Below are 25475 nucleotides of genomic sequence, written 5' to 3' on the forward strand. Positions count from 1 at the left end.
CGGCGTCGGCCCGTGCGCCTAGAGTGGTGCGGGTGAGCAGCCCCGCGCCCCGTCCCTGGATCCGCAGCTACGCACCCGGAGTGCCGACGGAGCTCGAGCCCCCCGAGGGCTCGCTCCTCGACATCGTGACGGAGTCGGCGGCGCAGTACCCCGAGAAGGTCGCGCTGGAGTTCTTCGGCCGTGCGACCAGCTACGCCCAGCTCGCGGATGATGTGGAGCGCGTGGCCGAGGGCCTGCGCCGACTGGGCGTCCGCGAGGGCGATCCGGTCGCCCTGATCCTGCCCAACTGCCCCCAGCACGTGGTCGCCTTCTACGCCGTCCTCCGGCTGGGAGCGGTGGTCGTCGAGCACAACCCGCTCTACACGCCGCGGGAGCTGCGGCACCAGTTCGAGGACCACGGCGCGCGCGTCGCGATCGCCTGGGATCGCATCGTGCCCCTGGTCCAGGAGCTGCCCGCCGATCTCGGGGTCGAGACCGTCGTAGCGGTCGACCTCACCAGGGCGATGCCCGCGCCGATGCGCGCGGCCCTCCGCCTGCCGATCCGCAAGGCGCGCGAATCCCGCGCCGCCCTCACCGGGCGCGTGCGCGGCGCGATCGAGTGGGACTCGCTGCTGCGTCGCCGGATCGACTCCGCTCACCCGCGTCCGACAGCCGACGACCTCGCGGTGATCCAGTATACGAGCGGGACCACCGGCACTCCCAAGGGCGCCGAACTCACGCATCGCAATCTGACGGCGAACGCCGCGCAGTCCCGCGCCTGGGTGCCGACGGTGCGCCGCGGCGACTGCGTGGTCTACGCGGTGCTGCCGATGTTCCACGCCTACGGCCTCACCCTCTGCCTCACCTTCGCGATGAGCATGGGGGCGCGGCTGGTGCTGTTCCCCAAGTTCGACCCCGACCTCGTGCTGAAGGTCGTGCGCAAGCACCCCGCGACGTTCCTGCCTGCCGTTCCTCCGATCGCCGAGCGGCTCGCCGCGCGGGCCCGCGAGAAGGGAGTCTCGCTGCAGGGCATCGAGATCGCCATCTCGGGGGCGATGCCGCTGGACCCCGCGCTCGTCGCCCGCTTCGAGCAGGAGACGGGAGGCACCCTCGTCGAGGGCTACGGCCTGTCCGAGACCTCGCCGGTCCTGATGGCGAACCCCGTCGGCCCCACGCGGCGCGCGGGCACCGTCGGCCTGCCGCTGCCCGGCACGGACGTGCGGATCGTCGAACCGGAGGACCCCTCCGTCGACGTCGCGCTCGGCGAGCAGGGCGAGCTCGTGGTGCGAGGACCGCAGGTGTTCCGCGGATACCACCGGAAGCCGCAGGAGACCGCGGACTCGTTCACCTCGGACGGCTGGTTCCGCACCGGCGACATCGCCACGATGGACGGGGACGGCTTCATCAGCCTCGTCGACCGCATCAAGGAGCTCATCATCACCGGCGGCTTCAACGTCGCTCCGTCCGAGGTCGAGGAGGTCCTGCGCCGGCTCCCCTCGGTCAGGGACGCGGCGGTCGTCGGCCTCCCCGACGCCCGCAGCGGCGAGATGGTCGCGGCCGCCGTCGTGCTCGAGCCCGGCGCGCACTTCGACGAGTCGGAGGCGCGCGCGCTCGTCCGCGAGGCGCTCACGCCCTACAAGGTGCCGCGGAGGATCGTCGTCATCGACGAGCTGCCGACCAACATGATCGGCAAGGTGCTGCGCCGCGAGGTGAAGGCGATGCTGCTCGACGAGAGCTGAGCGCCCCGGACAGCACGGAGCCCCCGGTCCCCGCTCGCGCGGTCCGGGGGCTCCGTCGTGCGGTCACATGTCGAAGCCGCCGCCGAAGTCGCCGCCCCCGAAGTCGCCTCCGCCGAAGTCCCCGCCTCCGCCGTAGTCGCCTCCGCCGTAGTCGCCTCCCGCGTCCGCTCCGGCGTCGCCGCCGTCGGCTCCGGCATCGCCTTCGCCGCCCTCACCGCCGGCGTACTCGCCGCCGGCGTCCGGGAGGAACGCACCGGCGATCGCCGAGCCGATGGCGAATCCGGCGATCGTGCCGAGCATCGACGACGCCAGGACTCCCCCGAAGCCCATCCCGCCCGCGCCGCCGCCGGCGAACCGCCGCTCCATGAAGCCTGGCTGACGCAGCTCGCTGCGGGTCGCGGACTGCGCGAGCGCCTGGGGGTCGTCGCTCCGAGGGGCGTCGCCGACCGGCGCGCCCTCGCTCAGCTCGCGGAAGACCTGCTGGCGCTGCTCCGGAGTCAGCTGCTCGAAAGCTTCACGGTGCACCTGCTCCAGCGCCTCGGGCGGCGCGGTGCGCAGGAGATAGCGGTACCGCTCGATCGCGATCTCGTCCTCGCTGCGGGCGGAGCGTCCGGGCGGGGTGCCGTAGGCGGGCTGCTGCCCGTCCGGCCGTCCCGAATCGCGTCGTGCGTTCTCGGCGGGCTCTTCGCGTCCCAGCAGTCGGTCCAGGAATCCCATGATCTCCTCCTCGGCGCCGCGTGGAAGCGGTCGCTCAGCGACACGGTAGGACGCTCGCACGCAGGACTCCTGAACGTGCGCTCAGAGTGCGCTCCACACGGGAGCGCGGAATCACCTCTGCTTCGGGATCACGATCCACAGAATGATGTAGGCGATGATCTGCGGTCCCGGCAGCAGGCACGAGAGCACGAAGAGCAGACGGACCAGGAACGGGCTCCAGCCGAAGCGGTGGGCGAGCGCGGCGCAGACACCGGCGATGATCGTGCCCCGACGGGGGCGAGTGAGAGTGGCCATGGATCCACTCTGTCGCAGCACTCCTGGGAGCGGCATCCGGGGAACCCCCGAGAGTGGGGGCTGGGACCCCGAGTCGGCCTAGTCCGGGAGCGCCGCGGCCGCGGATGTCGCGAAGGCGGCGGCGCGATCGGCGGCGGCCTGCGGCCACACGACCCGGAAGCGCTCGAACACGACCTCCTCGAGCTCGGACTCCGGGTCCTCGCGAGCGAAGTAGCGCCGATGCCCGGACAGCCAGGACTCGCGGGTGCGATCGCCCTCCCCCTCGGCCCAGGCGAACGCCTCGTCGACCGAGTCGAGCGGTCCGATCCTGACGTCGTCATCGCGCAGGACGAGCCGCGGTGCGCCGGTCCCGTCGCAGACGATCCAGTGATCGCCGGCCACGGGAACCGGATCGTCGCCGACCAGGGACGCGGTCGCGGTCTTCACTCCGCGCGCGACCAGTGCGAGCAGCTCGTCGGCCAGCTCGACGGAGTCGCCGAAGGACTCGACCGGCGGCAGCGGATGCGGTCCGGAGCCCGGGTACTCGGACCAGAGCCGCCGCGCGGCGTCGAGGTCGGGCTCCGGCAGGGGCGTGCGCTGCGGGGCGTCGGGCAGCACCGCGAGGATGTTCGCTCCGGCCAGAGCAGCCGGGTCCTCGGGGTGGTTGTCCGGAGTCTCGACGGAATCGAACGGCCACCGTGTCAGCAGCCAGCGACGCGCGAACGCATCGAACTCCTCCTCGGTGCGCGATCCGCGCAGCTCCGGGAGGACCCACCAGGACGCGGTCGCCGTGCGCCCTTCGTTGGGCACGACGCTCAACGCTCCTCGCACCGTGGTCCAGGAGTCGTCGACGAGGACGAACGCGTGCGCCCGGCCCGCGCGGGCAGCGCCCTCGACGAGCCGGAGGGCCTCCACATCGTCATGCGGATCGGCTCCTCCTGGGAGGAGCGCTTCGAGCCACGCGCGGCGCTCCCCGATCGCCGCACCGAGGAGGTCGGCGTCGCTCGACACCAGGGGACGGAGGAAGTCACCACTCGGCAGGTCGAGCCGCGCGGGGACGGAGTCGTCGGGCTGGTCGCTCATCGTCTCCTCCGCTCCCCGCGCACCGGCTCAGCCGGCGGCGCGCTCCAGCACGAGCTCGCGCACACGGGCGGCGTCGGCCTGGCCCTTCATCGCCTTCATGACGGCGCCGATGACGGCACCGGCGGCCTGCACCTTGCCGTCGCGGATCTTCGCGAGGACGTCGGGCTGCGCGGCGAGGGCGGTGTCGATCGCCTCGATGAGCGCACCGTCGTCCGAGACGACGGCGAGCCCGCGGGCGTCGACGACCTCCTGCGGCGAGCCCTCCCCGGCGACGACGCCCTGCAGCACCTCGCGGGCGAGCCGATCCGTCAGCGTGCCGCTCTCGACGAGACCGGCGAGCTCGGCGACCTGGGTCGGAGTGACCAGGGCCGCCGGGTCCTGCCCGGCCGCGTTCGCGAGTCGGGCGATCTCGCCGGTCCACCACTTGCGGGCAGCCTGGGGCGTCGCTCCGGCCGCGACCGTGTCGATGATCTCGACCAGCAGGCCGCTGTTGGCGACGTCCTGGAACTCGAGGTCGGTGAAGCCCCAGTCGGCCTTCAGCCGCCGACGGCGGGCAGCGGGCTTCTCGGGGAGCGCGGCGCGCAGCTCCTCGATCAGCTCGGGTGCGGGCACCACCGGGAGCAGGTCGGGCTCGGGGAAGTAGCGGTAGTCGTCGGCGTCGCTCTTGGGGCGGCCGGCGGAGGTGCGGCCGGTGTCCTCGTGCCAGTGGCGCGTCTCCTGCGTGATCGTGCCGCCCGCGGCGAGGATCGCCGCCTGGCGCTGGATCTCGTAGCGCACGGCGCGCTCGACCGAGCGGAGCGAGTTGACGTTCTTGGTCTCGGTGCGGGTGCCGAGCTTCTCCTGGCCCCACGGGCGGAGGGAGACGTTGGCGTCGCAGCGGAGGTTGCCGCGCTCCATCTTCGCGTCGGAGATGCCGAGGGCGAGGACGATGTCGCGGATGGTCGCCACGTACGCCTTGGCGAACTCCGGTGCGTTCTTCCCGGCTCCGAAGATCGGCTTCGTGACGATCTCGACGAGCGGGACCCCCGCGCGGTTGTAGTCGACGAGCGAGTACTCGGCGCCCTGGATGCGGCCGGTGGAGCCGCCCACGTGCGTGAGCTTGCCCGCGTCCTCCTCCATGTGCGCGCGCTCGATCGGGATGTCGACCAGGGTGCCGTCGGCCAGCTCGACCTCGACCGAGCCCTCGAAGGCGATCGGCTCGTCGAACTGCGAGATCTGGTAGTTCTTCGCGAGGTCCGGGTAGAAGTAGTTCTTCCGGGCGAAGCGGCTCGACGGCGCGATCGAGCAGCCCAGCGCGAGGCCGAGGCTGATCGAGTAGCGCACGGCCTGCTCGTTGACGACCGGGAGCGAGCCCGGCAGCCCCAGGTCGACCGGGGTGACGTTGGTGTTGGGCTCGGAGCCGAACTCGTTCGGCGCGTCCGAGAACATCTTCGTCTTGGTGTTGAGCTCGACGTGCACCTCGAAGCCGAGGACCGGCTCGAAGCGCTCGAAGACCTGGTCGTAGTCCATGAGCTCGGGGACGGATGTGTGCGCGGAGGCCATCAGACGGCACCTTCCTCGGAGGCGAACTGCTCGGCGGAAGCGAGATCGGGGGCCTTCGCGAGGAGCGGGTGACCCCACGACTCCTCGAGCAGGGCCTCGAGCGCTCCGCCGACGGTGTAGAGGCGGACGTCCTCGCGGGCGGGAGCGAGGAACTGGATGCCGACGGGCAGCCCGTCCTCGTCGGCCAGCCCCGCGGGGACCGAGATGCCGGGGATGCCCGCGAGGTTCGCCGGGATCGTCGCGATGTCGCCGCGGTACATCGCCAGCGGGTCGTCGAGCTTCTCGCCGAGACGGTAGGCGGTGGTCGGCGCGGTCGGCGAGGCGATGACGTCGACCGAGGCGAAGGCCCGGTCGAAGTCGCGCTGCACGAGCGTGCGCACCTTCTGCGCGCTGCCGTAGTAGGCGTCGTAGTAGCCGGCCGACAGGGCGTAGGTGCCCAGGATGATGCGGCGCTTGACCTCCGGGCCGAAGCCCTGCTCGCGCGTGGCCGCCATGACCTGCTCGACGGTGCCGCCGCCCTTCGGCGTGACCCGCAGGCCGAAGCGGACGGAGTCGAACTTGGCGAGGTTGCTGGAGGCCTCGGCGGGCAGGATCAGGTAGTAGGCGGCGACCGCGTGCTCGATGCTCGGGGCGCTCACCTCGACGATCTCGGCTCCGGCGCCCTCGAGCACCGCGAGCGCCTCGTGGAAGCGCGCGAGGACGCCGGGCTGGAAGCCCTCTCCACCGTCGAGCTCCTTGAGCACTCCGATGCGCAGGCCCTTCACGTCGGCGCGGCGGACCGCATCGGCGAAGGAGGGCCAGGTGTCCCGCAGCGACGTCGAGTCGCGCGGGTCGTGCCCGGCGATCACGTCGTGCAGCAGGGCGGAGTCGAGGACGGTCCGCGAGACGGGTCCGATCTGGTCGAGGCTCGAGGCGAGTGCGATCGCTCCGTAGCGCGAGACGCCGCCGTAGGTCGGCTTGACGCCGACGGTGCCTGTGACGTGCGCGGGCTGGCGGATCGAGCCGCCGGTGTCGGAGCCGAGGGCCAGCGGCGCCTCGTAGCTCGCGACCGCCGCGGCAGAGCCGCCGCCCGAGCCGCCGGGGATGCGGTCGAGATCCCACGGGTTGTGGGTCGGGCCGTACGCGGAGCGCTCGGTGGTCGAGCCCATCGCGAACTCGTCCATGTTGGTCTTGCCGATCGGCACGAGGCCGGCGGCGCGGACCTTCGTCATGACCGTCGCGTCGTACGGCGGACGCCAGCCCTCGAGGATCCTCGACCCGCTCGTGGTCGGCATGTCGTTCGTGACGATGACGTCCTTGACGGCCAGCGGGATCCCCGCCAGCGGGTGCAGGGCCTCGCCGGCGGCGCGACGGCGGTCGATGTCGGCGGCGGTGCCGACGGCGGCCTCCTCTGCCACGTGCAGGAACGCGTGCACCGCGGAGTCGACCGACGCGATGCGGTCGAGGTGGGCGCGGGTCGCCTCCGTCGACGAGATCGACCCGTCGACGAGCTTCTCGGAGAGCGCGGAGGCGCTCAGGCGGATGATCTCCGCTCCGTGGGCGCTCACTGCTCCTCCCCCAGGATCGCGGACACCTGGAAGCGGCTGCCGTCGTGCTCGGGGGCACCGGACAGGGCCTGCTCGCGGGTGAGGGTCTCGCCGACCACGTCGGGGCGGAAGACGTTCTCGAGAGGGATGGGGTGGCTGGTCGCGGGCACGTCGGGGGTGGCCACGGCCTGGACGGCGGCCACGGAGTCGACGATCTGGCCGAGCTCCCGGGTCATGGTCTGGATCTCCTCCGGGGTGAGGTCGATCCTGGCCAGCTGGGCCAGATGGGCGACCGTCTCGGCCGTGATCTCGGACATACGTCTCCATCGGTGGTTCGTGAGGATGCGGCGTCCAGTGTACCGAGCGGCTCCGCGCCGCTCGGCCAGCCGTGGTGCGGACACCGAGGCGGGTCAGGACTCGTCGGACGACTCCGCGGCGTCGGGCTCGGCCTGGCCGGGAGCGGAGGACTCGGCGTCCTCCTCGGGTGGGGCGATCGCCGCGGGTCCCTCGGTGACGAGCAGGTGGAACTGCGCGGCGTCGATGATGCGGACGCCGAGCTGCTCCGCCTTGCCGAGCTTGCTGCCCGCACCGGGCCCGGCCGCCACGTAGTCGGTCTTCTTCGAGACGCTCGAGCCCGCCTTGCCGCCGGCCTGCATGATCGCCTCCAGAGCGCCCTCGCGGGAGTAGCCCTCGAGGGATCCCGTCGCGACGACGGTGAGCCCGGCGAGCACTCCTCCCGCCGCCTCGGCGGCACCGGGGCCGGGGTGTCCCGGAGTCGAGAAGCGCACCCCCGCGGCCGCCCAGCGATCGACGATCTCGCGGTGCCAGTCGACCTCGAACCAGTCGAGCAGGGCGTCGGCGATGATGCCGCCCACCCCGTCGACGGCCGCGAGTTCGTCGCGGCTGGCCGAGCGGATGGCGTCGAGCGAGCCGAAGTACCCCGCGAGCGCGCGCGCCGCGACGGGACCGACGTGCCGGATGCTCAGCGAGACGAGCAGTCGCCAGAGCTCCTTGGTCTTCGCCTTGTCGATGTTCTCGATCAGGCGAGTGGCGTTGGTGGACGGGACGGACGACTCGTCCCCCGCGAACACGCCCGCGTCGGGATCGAACGGGCCGTCCTTCGCGATCTGGCGCTTGCGCTGGAAGGGCCGGACGACCTTGGGCCGACCCACGGCGTCGAGCTTCTCGAGACCGGTCTCGGAGTCGCGGACGACGACCTCGATCGGGAACAGATCGGCGAGGGTGAGCTCGAAGAGCCCTGCCTCGGTGCGGAGCGGAGGCTCCGCGGGGACGAGCGGCTGCGTCAGCGCGGCGGCGCTCACCTCGCCGAGCGCCTCGATGTCGAGTGCCCCGCGACCGCCGATGTGCTCGACGCGCCCGCGCACCTGCGCCGGGCACGACTCGGCGTTCGGGCAGCGCAGATCGACGTCGCCCTCCTTCGAGGGAGCGAGGGTCGTGCCGCATTCGGGGCAGGTCGTCGGCATCACGAACTCGCGCTCGCTGCCGTCGCGCAGCTCGACGACCGGGCCGAGCACCTCGGGGATCACGTCGCCGGCCTTCCGCAGCACCACGGTGTCGCCGATCAGCACGCCCTTGACCTTGACCACGTCGGCGTTGTGCAGGGTGGCCTGGCGGACCTCGGATCCGGCGACCTTCACCTTCTGCATCACGGCGAACGGAGTGGCCCGTCCGGTGCGTCCGACGCTCACGACGATGTCGAGGAGCTTCGTGTGCACCTCCTCCGGCGGGTACTTGTAGGCGATGGCCCAGCGCGGCGCGCGGCTGGTGGCACCGAGCTCGTCGTGGAGGGCGAGCTCGTCGACCTTGACGACGACTCCGTCGATCTCGTGCTCGACGGAGTGGCGCTCGCGCCCGTACTGCTCGACGAAGGCGACCACCTCGTCGACGGAGGCGGACACCCGGTTGTGCGCGCTGACCGGCAGCCCCCACGAGGCCAGCAGGCCGTACACGTCCGACTGCGAGGACACCGGCGGATCCTGCCACGCTCCGATGCCGTGCACGTAGAGCGCGAGCGACTGCACCCGGGCCTCCCCGGCGCGCAGATCGAGCCCGGACTTCTTGTCGAGCTGCTGGCGCAGCCCTCCGCTCGCGGCGTTGCGCGGGTTCGCGAAGGTCGGGAACCGGCGCAGCGCGCTGTCGCGGGCCCGCTCCTCCTCGAACGGCTTGCGGGTGGTCTCGGGACGAGCCGCCCACCGGGCGCGCGACTCCTCGACGGCCTCCTCGCGCAGCCGCTCCTGCAGAGCGTTGAGCTCGGCGAAGGCCTTCACCGGGATGAACACCTCGCCGCGCACCTCGACCAGGGCGGGGTGGCCCTCGCCGGAGAGCTGCTCGGGGATGCCGGGCAGCCGCACGGCGTTGACCGTGACGTCCTCCCCCGTCCGCCCGTCGCCGCGGGTGGCGGCGGTGACGAGACGCCCGTTCTCGTAGTGGAGGGAGATCGCGAGACCGTCGATCTTGAGCTCGGTGAGCCAGGCGATCTCGCGGCCGGCCGACGCGACGGTCTTCTCGCACCACTCGCGCAGCTCGTCGGCCGAGAACACGTTGTCGAGCGACAGCATCCGCTCGGCGTGGTCGATCGGATCGAGACCGGCCGCGACGACGCCGCCGACGGTGCGGGTCGGCGAGTCCTCGGCGGCGAGCTCGGGGTGCTCGGCCTCGAGGGCGGCCAGCTCGCGCACCAACGAGTCGTACTCGGCGTCCGAGAGGACGGAGGCGTCGGCCGCGTAGTAGTTCTCGCTCGCGGAGCGGATCCGCTCGCGCAGCTCGTCGACCCGGGCGGCGACGGTCTCGTCGGCGGCCATCAGCGGGCGCCCCCGAGGTAGGCGGCTCCGAGGTCGGCGGCTACGAGATCGGCGGCCACGGTGCGGTCGATCGTGCACTGGCCGAGGACGCGCGTGCCGAGGTAGACGACCGCGGTCTGCCCGGGGGCGACGCCGTCGAGCGGGGAGTCGGGGGTGATCACGAGCTCGACACTGCCATCGACGTCCGACACCACGGCCGAGGCCGGCACGGGATCGGCGTGCGCGCGGATCTGCACGTCGCAGCGGAAGGGCGTCGTCGCGTCCTCGGGCGCCGCTCCGGCCCACGTGAACCGGGAGCCGGCGATGCGCCCGATCCGCAGGGCGTCGCGCGGTCCGACGACGACCTCGTTGGTCTTCGGTCGCACCTCGAGCACGAAGCGGGGGCGGCCGTCCGGCGCCGGCACGCCGAGGTGCAGGCCCCGGCGCTGCCCGACCGTGTAGCCGTGGGCGCCCTCGTGCGCACCGACGACCGCCCCGTCTCGATCGACGATCGTCCCCGGCTCCGGAGCGACCCGCTCGGACAGCCAGCCGCGGGTGTCCCCGTCGGGGATGAAGCAGATGTCGTAGCTGTCGGGCTTGTTCGCGACGCTCAGGCCGCGCTCGGCGGCCTCGGCCCGCACCACGGCCTTCGACGGCGTGGTCCCGAGCGGGAACATCGAATGCGCCAGCTGATCGGTGGTCAGGACGCCGAGGACGTAGGACTGGTCCTTCGCCTCGTCGCTCGCCCGGTGCAGCTCGCGCCCGCCGTCGGGCAGGGTGACGAGGGAGGCGTAGTGGCCGGTGCAGACCGCGTCGAAGCCGAGGTCGAGCGCCTTCTCGAGCAGTGCGGCGAACTTGATCCGCTCGTTGCAGCGCATGCAGGGGTTCGGGGTGCGGCCCGCGGAGTACTCGGCCACGAAGTCGTCGACGACGTCGAGCTTGAAGCGCTCCGAGAAGTCCCACACGTAGTAGGGGATGCCGAGCACGTTCGCCGCGCGCTGCGCGTCCATCGAGTCCTCGATCGTGCAGCAGCCGCGGCTGCCCGTCCGCAGCGTGCCCGGCATCCGGCTGAGCGCGAGGTGCACGCCGACCACGTCGTGCCCCGCGTCCACCGCCCGGGCCGCGGCCACCGCCGAGTCCACTCCACCACTCATCGCCGCGAGAACCTTCACCGTCCGAGTCTACGAGCGCTCGTGCGGACGGCGCAGTCCCCGCTCAGTCGGTGGGCAGGACGGACCGGTTGGAGAGCCCGGCTCGCGCCGCGCGTGCGTAGGCCCCGGGCAACGCCGCGAGGACCGCGTCCACGTCGGAGTCGGTCGTCGTGCGGCCGAGCGTCAGGCGCAGCACTCCGCGCGCCTCGTCCTCGCTCCGGCCGAGCGCCATCACCACGTGCGAGGGCTCGGGGATGCCCGCCGTGCACGCCGACCCGGTGGAGACCGAGATCCCCGCCAGATCGAGCAGCAGCAGGAGGGAGTCGCCCTGCGCGCCGGGGAACGCGAAGTGAGCGTTGTTCGCGACGCGGCGGTCGGAGTCGACGGCGGGGCCGGTCAGCGTCGCTCCGGGGACCGCCTCGAGCACGCCGGCGACGAGCCGATCGCGCAGGGCGGCGAGACGGACGGACTCCGCCGAGAGCTCGGCGGTCGCCTCCGCGGCGGCCGCGGCGAACGCGGCGGCGCCCGCGACGTCCTGCGTCCCGGACCGGACGCCGCGCTGCTGGCCGCCGCCGTGCAGCACCGGGACGACCCGGGCGTCCCGTGCGAGGACGAGCGCGCCGGTCGCGATCGGCCCGCCCACCTTGTGGCCGGAGACGCTCACGGCTGCGAGTCCCGCTCCCCCGCCCGAGCCGGAGGTGCGGCGCACCGCCGCGATCTCGAGCGGGACGTGGCCGAACGCGGCGACGGCGTCGAGGTGCAGCGGCACGCCCGCCTCGGCGCAGACGGTCGCGAGCTCGACGACCGACGCGATGGTGCCGATCTCGTTGTTGACCCACAGCGCCGACACCAGCGCCACGGAGGCAGGATCGCGGGCGATCGCCGCGGCGAGCACCTCGGGGCGCAGCACGCCCTCGGAGTCGAGCTCGAGCCACTCGACCGCGGCGTCCTCGTGCTGTGCGAGCCACTCGACGCTGTCGATCGTCGCGTGGTGCTCTCCCCCGGGGACCAGGATCCGCCGCCGGGCCGGATCCTCGGCACGGCGCTGCCAGTAGAGGCCCTTGAGCGCGAGGTTGATCGCCTCCGTGCCGCCCGCGGTCAGGATCACCTCGACGGGCTCGCAGCCCAGCGACTCGGCGAGGATCTGGCGCGCGTCCTCGAGGCGGCGGCGCGCCTCCTGCCCGGCGCCGTGCACCGAGGAGGGGTTGCCCGGGCTCTGCGAGGCCTCGACGAAGGCGGCGAGCGCCGAGGCGCGCATCGGAGTCGTGGCCGCGTGGTCGAGGTAGATCACCGCTGTCCCCCGTCCGCGTGCGGGCGCGGAGGAGGTCTCCGGCCCTTCACTACTGTAAGTCGCATGATCTCTCGCGACCCTCTGTCCCGGCTCGGTGTGACCGTGGACGGGGAGGGCGGCGAGCTGCGGGTCTGGTCGGCGAATGCGAGCGCCATCGACCTCCTGCTGTACGACGAGAAGGACCCGGCCTGGGTCGCGCGCACGGTGCCGCTGGTCCGGGGCGAGGGCGACGTGTGGTCGGCGCGGTCGGCGCTGCTGACCCCCGGCCGCCGGTACGCGATCCGCGTCGACGGTCCGGACGGACCGCGCCACCGGTTCGATCCGCGGACGGCACTGCTCGAGCCCTACTCGAAGGGCCTGCTGCGGGTCGCCGAGAACGAGTGGCGCTCGGTCGTCGTCGACGACTCCTTCGACTGGGGCGGGTCGGCGAAGCCGGGCACGCTGTGGGACCGCACCGTCGTCTACGAGGCGCACGTGAAGGGCCTCACCAAGCTCAACACGGCGCTGCCCGTCGAGCTGCGGGGCACTTACGCGGGGCTCGCGCACGAGTCGACCGTCGCGTCGCTCCTGGACCTCGGGGTGACCGCCGTCGAGCTGCTGCCCGTGCACGCCTTCGTGTCGGAGCAGCGGCTGCTGCGCCAGGGGCTGACCAACTACTGGGGCTACAACACCCTCAACTTCTTCAGCCCGCACGCCGCCTACGCCTCCCCCGCGGCTCAGCGCGGCGGGCCGACCGCCGTGCTGCGGGAGTTCAAGGGCATGGTGAAGCTCCTGCACGAGGCCGGTCTCGAGGTGATCCTCGACGTCGTCTACAACCACACCGCCGAGGAGGGGCCGAACGGCCCGCGCTCGAGCCTGCGCGGCATCGACGACGCGAGCTGGTACCGCCAGACCGACGAGGGCCACTACGTCGACGTCACCGGCTGCGGCAACACGATCGACTTCGGACGTCCCGTCGCGCAGCGGATGGTGCTCGACTCCCTCCGGTACTGGTCGTCCGAGGTCGGCATCGACGGCTTCCGGCTCGACCTGGCCGCGACGCTCGGGCGCGACGAGAACGCCCACTTCCGCTCCGATCACCCGCTGCTCGTCGCCGCCGTCGAGGACCCGGAGCTCGCCGACGTCAAGATGATCGCCGAGCCGTGGGACGTCGGCATGGGCGGCTGGCAGACGGGTCAGTTCCCCACCGGCTGGTCGGAGTGGAACGACCGCTACCGCGACCGGGTCCGCAACTTCTGGCTGTCGGACATCGACTACGCCCGGCGCGCCGGTACGGCCCCCGTCGGCATCGGCGGCTTCGCCACCCGCCTCACCGGGTCCTCCAACACGTTCTCCACCGAGCGCGGCCCGCTCGCCTCCGTCAACTTCGTCACCGCGCACGACGGATTCACGCTCGCCGATCTCGTCTCGTACAACGTCAAGCACAACATCGGCAACGGCGAGTCGAACCGCGACGGGTCGGACAACAACCGCTCCTTCAACCACGGCTTCGAGGGGCCCACCCCGGACGAGGGCGTCACCCTCGCCCGCCGCAAGGCCATGCGCAACCTGCTCGGCACGCTCCTGCTCTCGGCCGGCGTGCCGATGATCACGGCGGGCGATGAGTTCGGGCGCAGCCAGCGCGGCAACAACAACGCCTACTGCCAGGACTCGGACCTCACCTGGCTCCGCTGGGACAGCCGGAGCGAGTGGCAGCTCGAGCTGCGCGAGCACACCCGCGCGCTGATCCGGCTCCGGCGCGAGCATCCGGCGCTGCGCCCCTCCCGCTACGGCCGGGAGGGCGAGGTGACACCGAGCGCGAGCACGATGCACTGGTTCGACGTCCACGGCCGCCGGATGTCCGAGCACGACTGGACCTCGGCCGAGAACCGGACGATGCAGTACCTCGCCACCTCCACCCCCGAGACCGAGGAGCTCGACCGCGTCCTCCTCGTGGTGCACGGGGTCGAGCACGAGACGAGCGTCGTCCTCGCCGCGAGCGAGGGCGTGACGGGCTACACCAGGCTGTGGAGCAGCGACGAGCCCGTGCCGCTCGAGCACGGCGAGTCCTTCGAGGCGGGCCAGATGATCCGCGTCGCGGGCACGTCGATGCAGCTCTTCGCGGCCCACTCGGCAGAGGTGACCCCCTCCGGAGCGGGCGACTGATGGCGAGGAGCGGCCCCGGCACCCCGGCGACCGTCGCCCTGGTCGCGGCGGGCATCCCGTTCACACCGCGCGAGTACCGGCACGATCCGGGGACGAGCGGATACGGCGCCGAGGCGGCCGAGGCGCTCGGAGTCGAGCCGGACCGCGTGTTCAAGACGCTGCTCGCCGACGTCGACGGCGAGCTCGTGGTCGGCATCGTGCCGGTCAGTGGATCGCTCGACCTCAAGGAGCTGGCGGCGGCGGTGGGCGGCAAGAAGGCCGCCATGGCCGATCCGGCGCTCGCCCAGCGGCGCACCGGCTACGTGCTCGGCGGCATCTCGCCCCTCGGGCAGAAGACGCACCACCGCACCGTGCTCGACGAGACCGCCGAGCTGTACGACACCGTCCTCGTCTCGGGCGGCCGGCGCGGCTTCGACATCGAGCTGGCCCCGGCCGACCTGATCGCCGCGACCGGGGCGATCACGGCAGCCATCGGCCGCTGACGGCTCAGCCCGCGGCCGCGACCAGCCCGAGCTCCGCCGCTCGCGCCAGCAGGGGATGCCTCGGCACCACCCGCACCGTGTAGCCGAAGGTGCCGCTGCGATCCAGCTCGACCACTCCGGCGTACGGCGTCCGCCCGACGGCATCGGCGGGGACCACGGCGCCCGCGGACTCGGCGACCTCCAAGTCCTGGCTGCGCACGTCGGTGAGCGAGCCGTCGGGTGCGGTCGTGCCGTAGACGACCTGCACCGTCACGTCCTCGGGCGCGAGCTCGCCGAGCAGTACTCCCGCGCGGACGGCCAGCCGGTCGCCCCGCTGCGGGACGGCGTCGATCCCACCCGACTCGACGGAGGCGACCGCCACCCCCGGCCAGCCGGCCCGCACGCGGCGCTTCCACGCCGACAGCTCCTTCGCCGGCTCGAAGTGGTCGACGGCGACCGCCCGGTGCGCCTCGGCGGCGGGACGGTACAGGGACTCGACGTACTGCTGCACCATCCGCTCGGCCGACAGCTCGGGCGAGAGCGTGGCGAGCGTGTGCCGGATCGAGCGGACCCAGCGGCGCGGCACTCCGTCGTGGTCGCGCTCGTAGAACCGGGGCACGACCTCGCTCTCGAGCAGCTCGTAGAGGGCGTCGGCCTCGAGCGTGTCGCGCGCCTCGGGGTCGAGGGCGCGGTCGGAGGACGGGATCGCCCAGCCGTTCTCGCCGTCGAAGTACTCGTTCCACCAGCCGTCGAGGATCGACAGGTTCAGCGAGCCGTTCAGGGCCGCCTTCATCCCGGAGGTGCCGCACGCCTCGAGCGGCCGGAGGGGATTGTTCAGCCAGACGTCGGTGCCCGGGTAGAGCAGCTGGGCCATGGCGATGTCGTAGTCGGGCAGGAACACGATCCGCCGGCGAACGTCCGCCTCCTGGGCGAAGCGGACCAGGCGCTGGATGAGCCGCTTGCCCTCCTCGTCGGCCGGGTGCGACTTCCCCGCGATCACGATCTGGATCGGGTGCTGCGGGTGCGTGAGCAGGGCGCGCAGCCGCTCCGGGTCGTGCAGCATCAGCGTCAGCCGCTTGTAGGTCGGCACCCGCCGCGCGAAGCCGATGGTCAGGACGTCCGGGTCGAGCAGCTCGTCGAGCCAGCCGGGAGTGAGACCGCCGGGGTTCTGCTCGCGCCACGACCGCGCCGCGCGCACCCGGGCGTCGCGCACCAGCTGCTCCCGCAGCGTCCGCCGGGCGGCCCAGAGGTCGTAGTCGCTGAGGGCCCCCGAGGACCAGTCGGCCCGGGTGGTGTCCTCCGTGCCGAGGCGGTCCCGGGCCAGCGCCGTCAGCACCGGATCCGTCCAGGTCGGCGCGTGCACGCCGTTCGTGACCGAGCCGATCGGCACCTCCGCGGTGTCGAATCCCGGCCACAGGCCCGAGAACATGCCGCGGCTCACCTCGCCGTGCAGCTGCGAGACGCCGTTCGAGCGCTGCGCGAGGCGGAGTCCCATCACGGCCATGTTGAAGACGTGCTCGGAGCCGCCGTCGTACGACTCGGCGCCGAGCGCGAGCACGTCCTCGACCTGGACGCCCGGCAGCAGCTCGGTCGAGAAGTACTCCTCGATCAGCCCGCGGTCGAAGCGGTCGATGCCGGCGGGCACGGGGGTGTGCGTCGTGAAGACGGTGGAGGCGCGGACGACCTGCAGGGCCTCGTCGAAGGCGAGCCCCGACCCGATCAGCCCCGAGATGCGCTCGAGCCCCTGGAAGCCCGCGTGCCCCTCGTTGGTGTGGAACACCTCCGGGAGCGGCGTGCCCGACACCTCGGACCAGAGCTCGAGGGCGCGGACTCCGCCGATGCCCAGCAGCAGCTCCTGCAGCAGCCGGTCCTCACCGCCGCCGCCGTAGAGGCGGTCGGTGACCGAGCGGAGGGAGTCCTCGTTCTCGGGGATGTCGGTGTCGAGCAGGAGGAGGGGCACCCGGCCCACCTCGGCCCGCCACACGCGCGCGTACAGGGCCCGGCCGTCCGGCAGCGCGAGCACGATCCGCGCGGCCGACCCGTCGGCGAGCCGGACGACGCGCAGCGGCAGTCCGTCGGGGTCGAGGGAGGGGTACGACTCGATCTGCCAGCCGTCGGCCGAGAGACCCTGCGAGAAGTAGCCGGACCGGTAGAAGAGACCCACGCCGGTCAGCGGGACGCCCAGGTCGGACGAGGCCTTGAGGTGGTCCCCCGCCAGGATCCCGAGGCCGCCGGAGTACTGAGGGAGGGCGGCGGCGATGCCGAACTCGGGAGAGAAGTAGGCGAGGGAGCGCGGAGCCGACTCCGGCAGCGACTGGTACCAGCGCGGCTCGGTGCGGTAGCGCTCGAGCTCCTCGCGCAGGCGCCACGCGTCCTCGACGAAGCCGCGGTCCTGGGAGAGCTCGGCGAGCCGCTCGGGGCTGACGGTGCCCAGCAGCGCCGTGGGATCGGCTCCTCCGCGGCGCCACAGCGCGGGATCGACCCGCTCGAACAGGCGGCGGGTGGGCTCGTGCCACGCCCAGCGCAGGTTGCCGGCCAGCTCGCCGAGCGCGGAGAGCTCGGGCGGCAGGACCGAACGGACGGTGAAGCGGCGGATGGCCTTCACGGCACTCCTCGACTCTCTGCGGGTCCCGGCGTGCACGGGCGCAGAGCGCCGGGGGTCGCGCGCGCTCGCACACCCTAGCGGACCTCCGCGGCGCGGGAGCGGGCGCGCCCGGGACCGTTTGCACAGGCCCGAGTGCGGGCGCAAGCGGCGTGCCGAAGCACGCCCGGGTCGCTACTGTCGTGACGTGGCTCAGACACCTTTCGGCACGTCCTCACACGGCAAAGACGCACGGCGAGCGGCCCGCGGGCGCCCCGCTCCGACCCCCGAGGCGGTGACGCCCCCCGAACCCGCGCCGGTCGCGGAACCGGCGGCACCCGCCCCCGTCGGCAGCGGATACCGCACCCGAGCCGAGCGCCTCCCGATCATCGACCCGCAGCCGCGGCTCGAGGACGACCGCTGGCCGGCGAAGGCCTTCGTCGGAGAGGTGGTGCCGTTCGCGGCGACCGCGTTCCGCGAGGGCCACGACCTCATCGGCGTCGACCTGCTCCTCACCTCGCCCTCGGGCGCCGAGTCCGAGCACCGCATGAGCCTGATCGCGACCGGGACCGACCGCTACGGCCGGCTCGTCCGCCTGGACGCCGAGGGCGACTGGACCTACCGCATCCGCTCCTTCGCCGACGACTGGGCGACCTGGCTGCACACGGCCGAGATCAAGATCCCGGCCGGCCTCGACGTCGACGTCACCTTCGCGGTAGGTGCGGGGCTGCTCCGCTCGGCCGCCGGCGACGAGTCGCGCTCGGGAACCGAGCGCACCCTGCTGGCCGACACGGCGGCGAGCGTCGCCGACACCTCGCTCGCTCCGGAGGCGCGCCTCGCGGCCGCCGAGGACGCCGCTGTCCACGGGGCGCTCACGGCGCGCCCGGTGATGAGCCTCTCGAGCCTCTCGGAGCCGCGCGTCGTGCACGTCGAGCGCACCCGCGCGGGCGTCGGCGCCTGGTACGAGTTCTTCCCGCGCTCCGAGGGCGCGGTGCGCAACGAGGACGGCACGGTCACGAGCGGCACCTTCCGCACTGCTGCCGACCGCCTCCCCGCCGTCGCCGCCATGGGCTTCGACGTGCTCTACCTGCCGCCGATCCACCCGATCGGCCGCACGTTCCGCAAGGGACCGAACAACACGCTGAACGCCGGCCCGGCCGACCCGGGCTCGCCGTGGGCGATCGGCGCGGCCGAGGGCGGCCACGACGCGATCCACCCCGACCTCGGCACCGTCGAGGACTTCACCGCGTTCCACGACGCCGTGAAGGAGGCGGGCCTCGAACTCGCCCTCGACTTCGCGCTGCAGGCCTCGCCGGATCACCCGTGGGTGACGAGCCACCCGGAGTGGTTCACGACCCTCCCGGACGGCACCATCGCCTACGCCGAGAACCCGCCGAAGAAGTACCAGGACATCTACCCGATCAACTTCGACAACGACCCCCAGGGCATCCGCCAGGAGTCGCTGCGGATCCTGCGCTACTGGATCTCGCTCGGAGTCCGGATCTTCCGCGTCGACAACCCGCACACGAAGCCGCTCGACTTCTGGGAGTGGATCATCCACGAGGTCAACGCCGAGCACCCCGACGTCGTGTTCCTCGCCGAGGCGTTCACGCGGCCCGCGATCATGCGGGCGCTGGGCAAGGTGGGCTTCCAGCAGTCGTACTCGTACTTCACCTGGCGCAACACCAAGGAGGAGCTCGAGGAGTTCTTCACGAGCATCTCGCACGAGACGGCCGACTACATGCGGCCGAACCTCTTCGTCAACACGCCGGACATCCTCACCGAGTACCTGCAGTACGGCGGACCGGCGGCCTACAAGGTGCGCGCAGCCCTCGCCGCCACGGCCTCGCCGCTCTGGGGCGTCTACGCCGGCTACGAGCTCGTCGAGAACGTCGCGCGCCCGGGCGCCGAGGAGAACATCGACAACGAGAAGTTCGAGTACAAGACGCGCGACTGGGCGGCGGCGGACGCCTCCGGACGCTCGCTCGCGCCGTACATCACCCGGCTCAACGAGATCCGGAAGACGCACCCCGCACTCGCGCAGCGCCGCAACCTCCAGGTGCACCGCAGCGACGACGAGGCGATCATCGTCTACACGAAGCACCTGCAGAAGGAGTTCACGGGCACCGGCAGCGCCGACACCCTGATCGTCGTGGTCAACACGGATCCTCACTCCGCCCGCGAGACGACCGTGCACCTCGACCTGCCCGCACTGGGTCTGGAGTGGGGCGACTCGTTCCAGGTCGAGGACCTGATCACCGGGGCCGTCTGGACCTGGTCGAGCGACAACTACGTGCGGCTGGACTCGTTCGTCGAGCCGGTGCACATCCTGAGCGTGAAGGCGGACGAGCGATGAGCGGCACCACCCCCGGCGACGACACCGCCACCTCGGCCGAGCAGGCGGGCCTCGCCCCGCGCGTCGATACCGTCGTGACGACCGGCACGAGCTCGGCGACGACCACCGGCTCCGGGACCGACGAGGCCGCGGCTGCGTCGGGCGGCTCCTCGACCGCCTCCGAGCCGGTCGTCGAAGGCTCCTCCGGCATCGAGCTCCCCGTCATCGAGGAGTGGATCCTCCAGCAGCTCGCGACCGGCAGCAACGCGCTCCCCCACCACGTGCTCGGCCAGCACGTGGTCGCTGCGCAGGGCGTCGCGGACCCCGTGACCGTGGTGCGCACCCGGCGACCCCTCGCCGAGAAGGTCGTCGCGGTGCTCTCGACCGGCGCCCGCGTCGAGCTGACCCACCTCCACGACGGCATCTGGCAGGGCTTCCACATCCTCGGCCCGCAGGCGTACACGATCGAGGCCCGCTACGGCGACGGCAGCGAGTGGACGACGGACGACCCGTACCGGTTCTCGAAGACCGTCGGCGACTTCGACCTCTACCTCATCGGCGAGGGCCGCCACGAGCGGCTGTGGGAGGCGCTCGGCGCCCGCCACCGCGAGCACGAGGGTGTCTGGGGCACCTCGTTCTCGGTCTGGGCGCCGCACGCCCAGGCGGTCCGCGTGGTCGGCGACTTCAACCAGTGGAGCGGCGAGGGCCACGCCCTCCGCAATCTCGGCGTCACCGGTGTCTGGGAGCTCTTCGTCCCCGGCCTCGAGCCCGGCGCGCCCTACAAGTTCGATCTGCTCTCGCGCGACGGCCACTGGGTCCGCAAGGCCGACCCGATGGCCCGCTCGACCGAGGTCCCGCCGGCGACCGCCTCGCGCATCGCGGTCTCGCACCACCAGTGGAGCGACGGCGACTGGATGGCGCAGCGCGCGGCGGTCGACCCGCACACGCAGGCGCTCAGCGTCTACGAGATGCACCTCGGCTCCTGGCGTCCCGGACTCGGCTACCGCGATCTGGCGGATCCGCTGATCGAGTACGTGACCGAGCTCGGCTTCACCCACGTCGAGTTCATGCCGCTCGCCGAGCACCCGTTCGGCGGCTCCTGGGGCTACCAGGTCACGGGGTACTACGCGGCGTCCAGCCGCTTCGGCACGGCCGATGACCTGAAGTACCTGATCGACCGGCTCCACCAGGCCGGCATCGGTGTCATCGTCGACTGGGTCCCCGGGCACTTCCCGAAGGACGATTTCGCGCTCGCCCGCTTCGACGGCGAGCCGCTCTACGAGCACCCGGACTGGCGCCGAGGCGAGCAGATGGACTGGGGCACCTACGTCTTCGACTTCGGTCACACGCAGGTGCGCAACTTCCTCGTCGCGAACGCGCTCTACTGGCTCGAGGAGTTCCACGTCGACGGACTCCGCGTCGACGCGGTCGCCTCGATGCTGTACCTCGACTACTCCCGCAAGGAGGGCGAGTGGCTGCCGAACGAGCACGGCGGTCGCGAGCACCTCGAGGCGATCAGCTTGCTGCAGGAGGTGAACGCGACGGCCTACAAGCTCTACCCCGGCATCATGATGATCGCCGAGGAGTCGACCAGCTGGCCGGGCGTCACGCAGCCCACCGTCTCGGGCGGGCTCGGCTTCGGGCTCAAGTGGAACATGGGCTGGATGCACGACTCGCTGAACTACATGGCGAACGATCCGCTGTGGCGCCAGTACCACCTGGGCGAGATCACCTTCTCGTTCGTCTACGCGTTCAGCGAGAACTTCGTCCTGCCGATCAGCCACGACGAGGTCGTGCACGGCAAGGGGTCGCTGATCCAGAAGATGCCCGGCGACCACTGGCAGCAGCGCGCGAACCTGCGGGCGTACCTCGCCTTCATGTGGGCGCACCCGGGCAAGCAGCTGCTCTTCATGGGGCAGGAGTTCGGCCAGTACTCCGAGTGGTCGGAGGAGCGTGGCCTGGACTGGTGGATCCTCGACCAGCCCGCGCACCGCGGTCTCTTCGATCTCGTCGGCCAGCTGAACCGCGTGTACCGCGAGACGCCGTCGCTGTGGGAGCTCGACTTCGATCAGGCGGGCTTCGAGTGGATCGACGGCGGTTCCGCCGCTCCGAACGTCATCTCGTTCCTGCGCAAGGACAAGCAGGGTCGGCCGGTCGCGGTGATCGTGAACTTCTCGGGCTCGCCCGTGCACGGCTACCGGGTCAGCCTGCCCGTCGCCGGCCGCTGGGAGGAGCTCGTCAACACCGACGCCGAGATCTACGGCGGCTCCGGTGTGGGCAACTTCGGCTCCGTCGAGGCCAAGGACGAGCCGTGGTCCGGCCGCCCCGCCTCCGCCGAGGTCGTCCTCCCCCCGCTGGCCGCTCTCTACCTGCGCCCCGCCTCCGACTGACCCTCAGGGCCTCCTCACCGGCGGGCGGAGCGGGCGCCCAGCGCCCCTCCGCCCGCCGTTCTCGTTCCACCGCATCGAACAGAGACCTCGCGCCGAGGGGACGTGTCCGGGGCGACACCGCAGTCGCCGGAGTAAGCCGCCGCCCGCCCCTCCGCGGCCGAGCCGTGCGCAGCACGCTCACTCCGCCGAGTCGTGCGCAGCACGCTCAACGAGGCGCAATGACTTACTCAACCGACCGAACAGCGGAGACCACGCTCGAGTCCGAGCGGACTGACCAGCCGCCCGTCTCGAAGGCGATGGGCGAGAAACGCGTGCGAGCGTTTCGAGCGAGCCGATCGCACGCCGCTCTTGAAAACGCGACCACCTACCGTGCCGACCGCGGCGGGGCGAGCGCCTGCGCTCGTCCCGCACTGTACTGAGCACCGGAACGAGCGCTCCGCGCTCGTTCCGGTGCTCAGTACAGCAGGCCCGTCAGCCGCGCCCTGGCCTTGTTCACGCGCGGGTCCGTCGTACCGACGATCTCGAACAGTTCGAGCAGTCGGGCGCGCACGGCGGCCTTCCCGTCGGCGTCGAGCCGGGGGAAGATCGACAGGAGCCGGTCGAAGGCGTCCTCGACGTGGCCGCCGGAGACGTCGAGGTCGGCGACGGCGAGCTGCGCGTCGAGGTTGGACGGTTCGGCGGCGGCGGTCGAGCGCACCTCCTCCAGCGTCCTGCCCTGGAGTCGCTTGAGCAGCTTGACCTGGGCGAGGCCGGCGACGGCGAGGTCGTCGCGCGGGTTCTGCGCGATGGCGGTCTCGTACTCGGTGATCGCGGCGTCGTAGTCGCCGGCGTCGATCGCGTCGTACGCCTCCTGGTGGTGCGGGGGCAGCGGAGCTGCCTCGGGTTCGGCACCGTCCTCGGCCGCGACGCCCTCGACGGGGACCGACCCCGTCACTCCGTTCTGCGCGGCGAGCTGGAGCAGCTGCTCGAGCAGGTCGCGGAGCTGCTCCTCGGCGATCAGGCCGCTGAACAGCGGCACCGGGCGCCCGGCGATGACGGCGGCGACCGTCGGGACGGACTGCACCTGGAACGCCTGGGCGAGCTGGGGGCTCGACTCCGCGTCGACGCCGACGAGCACGAACGCTCCGGCGTACGAGACGACGACCTTCTCGAGCAGTGCGGTCATGCTCGTGCTCTGCTCGGACCAGGAGCCGCGGAGGTCCACGATCACCGGCACGCGCGACGAGAGCTGGACGACCTGGTCGAACTCGGCGTCCCCGGCGGTCAGCAGCAGCGGGTTCGCGGGGGCGGATCCGGCGGGCGCGCCTCCGGGAGCGGCGGCCGGAGCGGGCGCCTGGGGCGCGCGCCGGTTCACCAGACTCGACAGGTCGACGGCGCCGCGGAGGTTTCCGGGCAGGGGCGGGACGGCGCTCACGGCAGCTGCACCACCGAGACGAGTCCCTGGCTCCATCCGAGCATCACGATCTTCTCCTCCGATCCGACGGGCGGTACGTAGAACAACAACTGATAACCGTAGGTGGTCTCGATCCCCGTCGTCGACTTGTCGGTGCCGAGCAGGGTCTGCGAGGCACCGGAGGTCGAGACGGTCGATCCCTCCGCGGTGGGCCGGACCGTCGACACCTCGGCGATGCTCGCGGCGACGAGGGCGCCCGAGTCGTTGGTCGCCAGGGCGATCGTGGGAGACGTGCCGGCCTTGTTCGAGAACTCGATCGATGCGGTGTCGGGCAGCGCCTCCCGATCGGCGTTCTTCTTGTCGACGCCGACCTGCCCGCGGAGGGTGTCGCCGTCGGGCGAGAACAGCTCGGCGTACTGGCTGGCGTCGCCGGTGGCGAGGATGTCGGCGTATGCCGCCCCGACGGTCTCGGGAGCGAGGGTCATCAGGCGCGAGTCCGGAGCGACGATCGACGTGCCGACCGTGACGGGAGCCACGTCGGGGATCCGCGCGTTGGCCTCGAGCGAGATCGCGTAGTCGACCTTGTAGTCGACCCGCGGGCTCGCCTGGCTCATCATCAGGGCGATCGGCGCGGTCGTGGTGTCGGCGGGGTCCCCGACCACGGCCGTCACCACCCGCGGCCAGGTGTCGGTGTCCTGCGGGAGGACGACGCTGACGGGCGACGCCGGGATCGCCTGGGGCGCGTCGATCGTGCCGCCCTTGTTCACGACCTCGTAGTTCGTCGTCCGCTCGGTGAGCGCCTCGCCCTGGAAGCGCTCGGCGAGGATCGCGGCGTCGCGGGCCGCATCCGCGGCCGAGGCGGTGTCGGCGATCGACGCGACGATCGCCTCCGCCTGCTGAGTGGTGACGACCGGGGTCGGGATCTCGGCGACCGGCTCGGCACCCGCGGTGGAGGTCGCGGTGGCGGTGGGAGTCGCGGTGGCGCCGGCTGCGAGGTCGGGCCAGTAGTCGGAGCTGCAGCCTGCGAGCAGGGCGCTGGTGCCCAGGACGACGGGCAGCACGAGCAGCCCGCGGCGGCGACTCCGCGCGGGCGAGGCGACCGACGCCTGGATCCCGGCGCGGGGGCGCGGACGCCGGACCCCGCGCGGGACCTTGCCCTGCGGCCCCTTGCGACGCGGGCCGTGCTGGCGGCGCAGGTGCACGAAGGCCCAGATGTAGAGGCCGAGGCCGATCAGGAGGAAGAGCGCACCGCCGGCGAGCAGCGGGCCGGCGAGCGGAGTCGCGGTGTCGACGGGCCAGCTGACCCGGATCTCGTCCGCGGCCGGGGCGGTCCCGTCGGTCGCGATCAGGAGCGAGATGTCCTCGGGCACGTCCAGCGCGACGTCGATGCTGCCGGCGCCCTCGAGCTGCTCGAGCCACAGGTCGGCGCCCCGGGGATCCACGATCTCGGCGTCGGCCGTCAGCACGTCGGCGGCCAGGTCGATCGCCGTGCCGGTCTCGGTCGAGGCGGTGAGCTCGTCGGTCTCCGCGTCGTAGCCGATCTCGTCGTACTCCGACCCGCCGACCCAGCCGAGCACGTCGCTGGTGCGCGCGTAGGTGAGGACGAGGTCGCCCTCGCCCTCCACGGTGATCGACTGCCGACCCTCGTTCGAGGCGAGGACGCTGCCGTCGATCACGGCGTACGGCGCGTCCGACTCGAGGGCGGTGCTCGCGGTCAGGGACTCGGGCGGGGCCCACACCGTCCGCTGACCGATGCCGAGCGCTATCAGCGCGGCAGCGATGACAGTGGCGATGATGGCGAAGACGAACCGCACGAAAGTACTCCTCCTGCGTTGCCGGATCGGGGTGGCGGCCTCAGCCGGTTCGGCTGGAACGGCCGGACCGGGGCACGACGGCAACAGATAAAGACAGTCCACGATAGCCGATGCCCTCGGCGCGACCCAGGAGATCCGCCGAGAGTGCCCGCGGCGGGCGCCGCGAGCGGGTGTCGCCCCCGGGCCCGGCACGGACCGCTGACTAAACTTCCCGGAGTGCCGCGAGCGTGGCGCTGACCCTTCCGGAGGAGACG

The 25475-nt window shown here is 72.3% G+C and carries 17 protein-coding genes; 5 read left to right on the top strand and 12 right to left on the bottom strand.

The window, feature by feature from the left end:
• Positions 1–32 precede the first annotated feature (32 nt).
• Positions 33–1718 (top strand): long-chain-fatty-acid--CoA ligase, encoded by a 1686-nt coding sequence (locus LRG51_RS02940; RefSeq protein WP_230671086.1) that lies wholly within the window; start codon positions 33–35, stop codon positions 1716–1718.
• A gap of 63 nt (positions 1719–1781) precedes the next feature.
• Here LRG51_RS02940 and LRG51_RS02945 read toward each other — a convergent pair whose 3' ends face one another.
• The 9 genes from LRG51_RS02945 to LRG51_RS02985 form a co-directional block, all read right to left on the bottom strand.
• The gene (locus LRG51_RS02945) at positions 1782–2435 is read right to left on the bottom strand and encodes a hypothetical protein (protein WP_230671088.1); all 654 of its coding nucleotides are present in this window, start codon (positions 2433–2435) and stop codon (positions 1782–1784) included.
• Between the two features lie 111 nt (positions 2436–2546).
• A complete protein-coding gene (locus tag LRG51_RS02950) occupies positions 2547–2729 on the bottom strand; it encodes a PspC domain-containing protein (protein ID WP_055792497.1) in 183 nt (60 codons plus the stop codon).
• A 78-nt stretch (positions 2730–2807) separates the two neighbouring features.
• Entirely contained in the window at positions 2808–3791 is a 984-nt protein-coding gene (locus LRG51_RS02955) for an ASCH domain-containing protein (RefSeq protein WP_230671090.1), read from the bottom strand.
• Positions 3792–3818: 27 nt separating this feature from the next.
• The gene (gatB, locus tag LRG51_RS02960; RefSeq protein ID WP_230671092.1) at positions 3819–5333 is read right to left on the bottom strand and encodes an Asp-tRNA(Asn)/Glu-tRNA(Gln) amidotransferase subunit GatB; all 1515 of its coding nucleotides are present in this window, start codon (positions 5331–5333) and stop codon (positions 3819–3821) included.
• Positions 5333–6880 (bottom strand): Asp-tRNA(Asn)/Glu-tRNA(Gln) amidotransferase subunit GatA, encoded by a 1548-nt coding sequence (gatA, locus tag LRG51_RS02965; RefSeq protein WP_230671094.1) that lies wholly within the window; start codon positions 6878–6880, stop codon positions 5333–5335. Before gatA ends, gatB begins: the two co-directional genes overlap by 1 nt.
• Positions 6877–7176 carry an Asp-tRNA(Asn)/Glu-tRNA(Gln) amidotransferase subunit GatC gene (gatC, locus tag LRG51_RS02970; protein ID WP_107575100.1) on the bottom strand — a complete coding sequence of 100 codons (300 nt, stop codon included), beginning with the start codon at positions 7174–7176 and terminating at the stop codon, positions 6877–6879. Before gatC ends, gatA begins: the two co-directional genes overlap by 4 nt.
• A gap of 93 nt (positions 7177–7269) precedes the next feature.
• A complete protein-coding gene (gene ligA / locus LRG51_RS02975; protein WP_230671096.1) occupies positions 7270–9681 on the bottom strand; it encodes an NAD-dependent DNA ligase LigA in 2412 nt (803 codons plus the stop codon).
• On the bottom strand, positions 9681–10832 hold the full coding sequence (mnmA, locus tag LRG51_RS02980; protein ID WP_230671098.1) for a tRNA 2-thiouridine(34) synthase MnmA: 1152 nt from the start codon (positions 10830–10832) through the stop codon (positions 9681–9683). Before mnmA ends, ligA begins: the two co-directional genes overlap by 1 nt.
• A gap of 43 nt (positions 10833–10875) precedes the next feature.
• Entirely contained in the window at positions 10876–12069 is a 1194-nt protein-coding gene (locus tag LRG51_RS02985; RefSeq protein WP_055793179.1) for a cysteine desulfurase family protein, read from the bottom strand.
• 96 nt (positions 12070–12165) lie between these two features.
• On the opposite strand from LRG51_RS02985, the gene glgX reads away from it, so the two are divergent.
• Both glgX and ybaK read left to right on the top strand, forming a co-directional pair.
• On the top strand, positions 12166–14247 hold the full coding sequence (glgX, locus tag LRG51_RS02990) for a glycogen debranching protein GlgX (RefSeq protein ID WP_055792511.1): 2082 nt from the start codon (positions 12166–12168) through the stop codon (positions 14245–14247).
• Positions 14247–14729 carry a Cys-tRNA(Pro) deacylase gene (gene ybaK, locus LRG51_RS02995; protein ID WP_055792513.1) on the top strand — a complete coding sequence of 161 codons (483 nt, stop codon included), beginning with the start codon at positions 14247–14249 and terminating at the stop codon, positions 14727–14729. The genes glgX and ybaK overlap by 1 nt, the downstream gene beginning before the upstream one ends.
• 4 nt (positions 14730–14733) lie before the next feature.
• On the opposite strand, the gene glgP is transcribed toward ybaK, so the two are convergent.
• On the bottom strand, positions 14734–17313 hold the full coding sequence (gene glgP / locus LRG51_RS03000; protein ID WP_230671100.1) for an alpha-glucan family phosphorylase: 2580 nt from the start codon (positions 17311–17313) through the stop codon (positions 14734–14736).
• A gap of 184 nt (positions 17314–17497) precedes the next feature.
• Here glgP and LRG51_RS03005 point away from each other — a divergent pair, with 184 nt between their 5' ends.
• Together LRG51_RS03005 and glgB are read left to right on the top strand one after the other, a co-directional pair.
• Positions 17498–19645, top strand: coding sequence for an alpha-1,4-glucan--maltose-1-phosphate maltosyltransferase (locus LRG51_RS03005; RefSeq protein WP_442966638.1), 2148 nt, complete (start codon positions 17498–17500; stop codon positions 19643–19645).
• A complete protein-coding gene (glgB, locus tag LRG51_RS03010; RefSeq protein ID WP_230671102.1) occupies positions 19642–22014 on the top strand; it encodes a 1,4-alpha-glucan branching protein GlgB in 2373 nt (790 codons plus the stop codon). The genes LRG51_RS03005 and glgB overlap by 4 nt, the downstream gene beginning before the upstream one ends.
• Positions 22015–22468: 454 nt before the next feature.
• Here the strand turns inward: glgB and LRG51_RS03015 are convergent, their stop codons facing one another.
• Entirely contained in the window at positions 22469–23428 is a 960-nt protein-coding gene (locus LRG51_RS03015) for a tetratricopeptide repeat protein (protein ID WP_230671104.1), read from the bottom strand.
• A complete protein-coding gene (locus LRG51_RS03020; RefSeq protein WP_055792523.1) occupies positions 23425–25221 on the bottom strand; it encodes a hypothetical protein in 1797 nt (598 codons plus the stop codon). The genes LRG51_RS03015 and LRG51_RS03020 overlap by 4 nt, the downstream gene beginning before the upstream one ends.
• Positions 25222–25475: the final 254 nt, after the last annotated feature.

Source organism: Rathayibacter sp. Leaf248 (assembly GCF_920939495.1).
Classification (GTDB): Bacteria; Actinomycetota; Actinomycetes; order Actinomycetales; family Microbacteriaceae; genus Rathayibacter; species Rathayibacter caricis.